Below are 3,128 nucleotides of genomic sequence, written 5' to 3'. Positions count from 1 at the left end.
CTCCGAGCGCATCGGCCTCGAAGTCCCGCGCCCCGAGAGCTTCGTCTACGGCACCTTCAAGGCGCACTGATGGCCGCCCGCAAGCCCACCACGAAGCCCGCCGCCGCCCCTGCGGCGAAGACCGCCGGCGCGGACGGCCCGGACCTGGGGACCCCGCCAGCCGAGCTTTCGGCCGCCGCGCCGCTCGACCCGCCGCCCGGCCCCACAGCCGCGCCGGAGCCGAACCAGGCGGAGCCGACGACCCCGGGGATCGCCGTCCACCAGCCCCTGGCCTCCGGCCACGTCGACCTGGTGGACGAGGACGGCACCTTGCTGCCCCACGACCTGGAGCAGCTGTTCGACCTCAGCTACCCCGAGCAGACCGTCGTCTTCCCCCGGCTGCGGATCTACCAGCGCCGGACCTACCCAGGCACCCACCGGACGGTCACGCAACTGCTCTACGTGCCGACGCAGTCGGTCCCCCGTGACGAGTTCGAGCGCCTGCGGCTGGCGCTCGGCGGGGAGTAGACCCCACGAGCTCACGGAGCCCGTCGCCTTCGGGAGACGGGCTCCGGCGCGTAACCGGCCTGCGTCAGCACGCTAGGTCGTCCGGCCGTGACGGAGCCGCCGGTCCATGAGAGCCGGAATCGAGTGGATCTTCGCCTCGGTGAGGTGGTCCCACAGAATGCCGGCCGGACGAGGGCGAGGCGGGCACCTGATGACCTCGGTAGGAGTGATCACCAGGTCCATGTAGACGTCGTGGTCCGTTGTCGGGACGCTGTCCACCAGCTGCAACTGGTGGACCGTCGTCGCGATGACGGTGCCGGGTCCCACCAGTCCGGCTTCGGCGAGCAGCGCGTACTCCAGGTCCGAGTAGCCGGCCCCCTTGCCGATCCGGGCTCCGGAGCGATCGGCGGCGACGCTCCCGAGAACGATCAGGTCGACGGGCCGCATGTCGCCCAGGTCGGTCGTCGGCGCGACGGCCGCCGCAGTGCGACGGTTCGCCGCAGCCTCAACGGGGATCTTGAGCTCAGCCGGATCGAGGACGAAGAAGGGATGCGGCAAGGCGAGCCGGGGGACTGCCATGTAGACCAGTCGCCCCTCCCGCAGGGCTATTGCCCGAACCGGTTCCTGCGCCGTGTCGGGTACGGCTTTCACCACCGAAGCGGTCCTCCACTCCGGAAGCTGGGCGAGCAGCTCTGCGGCCTCGTGAGAGCCGTGGAAGTCGGGGATGCTGTCGCGGGCTGGTTCACGAACCGCCTCTGCGGCATCCAGCGCGTTCCACACGCGCTGTCGCAACGTGGCCTTGTCCACCTCGACGTTGTTGGGCATGGAGGCTCCCCTTCTACGGCGCAGCCATCAGGTCGAACAGCCTGTCCTGAACATCCTGCACCTCCTGAGCGGTTCGCCACGGCCGGAGTTCCCTGACCGCGGTGACGACCACGCCGATTCCGCCACCGCTCATGACGGTCTGAAGGTCGTCGATGGCCCGGCCGATCGCGAAGACAGCACCGTCGAGTTGGCCTTGCCCGATGGCGGCGCGGGCAAGGTTGCCCAGCACGATCGGCCGGGACTTCGGGCCGATCGAAACGGAACTGGCCGCGGCTTCCAGCCGTCTCTGCGCGGCGCGGTGCTGCCCGAGTTCGAGGTGGCACGACCCGGCGAGTCGCTCGACTTGGTCGACGGCGCCGAGGTCGCTGGCGATGTCGGTGGCATCGACCGTTTCGAGGGTGCTGATCGCCTCGCCGAGCGCGCGGTCGCACTCGCGTCCTTGGCGAAGCATCGCGTGGGCCTCGCCAGCATGCAGCAGCGCGAGACCCGCGAGTGCTGGGCTGATCGGTGCTGCCACCGTGGCGGCGGACCGGGCCAGGACCAGGCCGGCTTCGGCATCCCGCGTTCCGTACAGCTCGACGTACGCCGACCGCAGGAGGGCATGGCCCTGCACGGCTGGGTCGCGCAGACGCTCACCGATGCGGGCGGCCTGATCGTAGTACGCGCGGGCTGCGGCGCAAGCCCGGCGCTGGCTCGCGTCCCAGACGATCTTTCCCATCAGGATGGCGGTCTCGGCCTGCAAGGCGAGCATGTCCCGCGTGAGGCGACCGGAGTGGGACTGCTCGGCGAGCTGCTTGAGATGCGCGAGTTGTTCGCTTCCTTCGGCGAGCAGTTCGGAGCTGGGGACCAGTTCGTAGCGCGCCGACAACGCGAGGTGCGCCTCGCGCAGTTCGAGGACCGTGGTCAGATCGGCGATGGTCGGCGCGCTCGGCGCCTGACTGAGCTCCACGGTGGCCGGCGGACCGTCGAAGAGGGCACTCACATCAGCGACTTTAATCTTGAGCACCCGGGCGAGTGGCGGATACCTCCACGGCCGGGGCTTGTCGTGCCCGCGCTCCCACCTGCGCACGGTGGAGAGGCTCACGTTCAGCAGTTCGGCCAGCTGCTCCTGCGTAAGGCCGGCGGCTCTCCGCCATCGGACAAGCTGTCGCTGCTCCATAAGTCCCCCGGAGATCCACGCCGAACAACAGTGCAGGCCACGGGCCACTTTGAACCCTAAGGGAACCATATTCGCACCAAAACCGGCCTGGTGATCGGAAGTTGATGGTGATTCCGTAGGCAATGCATCGGGCGCGTCGTGCCTTCGGCGCGAGGTCCGTTGACCCACGACCCGAAGCCTCTTCGCCCACTGGGAGCGATGCACATGGTGGCCGTCGAACACCCGACCGTACGCCGCTGGAAAGGGCGATACAGGGCGGATACGGACCTGGTCCCCACGGTGCGTCGCAGCGTGCGGTCAGAGCTGGGGAAGTGGGGGTGGGACGTGAGGGGCGAACGCGCCGACGTCCTGCTGCTCGTCCTCACCGAGCTGCTGACGAACGCGATCCGGCACGGCAGCGGCCCGGGCGACTTCGTCGTGGTGCGCCTTGACGAGCGCGGCGGTACCTGCCGAGCCGAGGTCGAGGATTCCCGGCCCGACCGGCTGCTCCCCGGGGCCTTCACCGCCTGCGGGGAACACGGCCGCGGACTGATCCTCGTCGACCGCCTGGCGCTCGCCGTGGGAGTGGTGACGACGGCCATGACGAAGAAGGTATGGGCGAGCGTTCTCGCCGACGACACGGGAGCCACGCGGTGAAACTCAGCAAACTTGCCCAGGT

The 3,128-nt window shown here is 69.4% G+C and carries 4 protein-coding genes and 1 pseudogene; 2 read left to right on the top strand and 3 right to left on the bottom strand.

All coding sequences use genetic code 11. The features are described 5' to 3' along the window. The first annotated feature begins 69 nt into the window (after positions 1 to 69). Complete coding sequence (locus tag ACLWS4_RS37010) at positions 70 to 507, top strand: hypothetical protein (protein ID WP_416876421.1); 438 nt, start codon at positions 70 to 72, stop codon at positions 505 to 507. A gap of 72 nt (positions 508 to 579) precedes the next feature. On the opposite strand, the gene ACLWS4_RS37005 is transcribed toward ACLWS4_RS37010, so the two are convergent. From ACLWS4_RS37005 to ACLWS4_RS36995, 3 genes and pseudogenes are all read right to left on the bottom strand, one after another. After that, positions 580 to 1,311: a 5-formyltetrahydrofolate cyclo-ligase gene (locus ACLWS4_RS37005; protein WP_375875620.1), complete on the bottom strand. Its 732-nt coding sequence runs from the start codon at positions 1,309 to 1,311 to the stop codon at positions 580 to 582. 13 nt (positions 1,312 to 1,324) lie between these two features. Continuing rightward, positions 1,325 to 2,293, bottom strand: a complete 969-nt coding sequence (locus ACLWS4_RS37000) for a transcriptional regulator (protein WP_416876422.1) — start codon at positions 2,291 to 2,293, stop codon at positions 1,325 to 1,327. Positions 2,294 to 2,296: 3 nt separating this feature from the next. Next, positions 2,297 to 2,470 (bottom strand): annotated as a pseudogene (locus ACLWS4_RS36995) (helix-turn-helix domain-containing protein); the annotation flags it as partial. Positions 2,471 to 2,668: 198 nt separating this feature from the next. Between ACLWS4_RS36995 and ACLWS4_RS36990 the strand changes: the two are divergent. After that, entirely contained in the window at positions 2,669 to 3,106 is a 438-nt protein-coding gene (locus ACLWS4_RS36990; protein WP_416876420.1) for an ATP-binding protein, read from the top strand. Positions 3,107 to 3,128: the final 22 nt, after the last annotated feature.

The organism is Kitasatospora sp. SC0581 (assembly GCF_048159585.1).
Lineage (GTDB): Bacteria > Actinomycetota > Actinomycetes > Streptomycetales > Streptomycetaceae > Kitasatospora.
The sequence above is the reverse complement of the archived record's forward strand: the minus strand, read 5'-3'. Positions and strand labels throughout refer to the sequence as shown.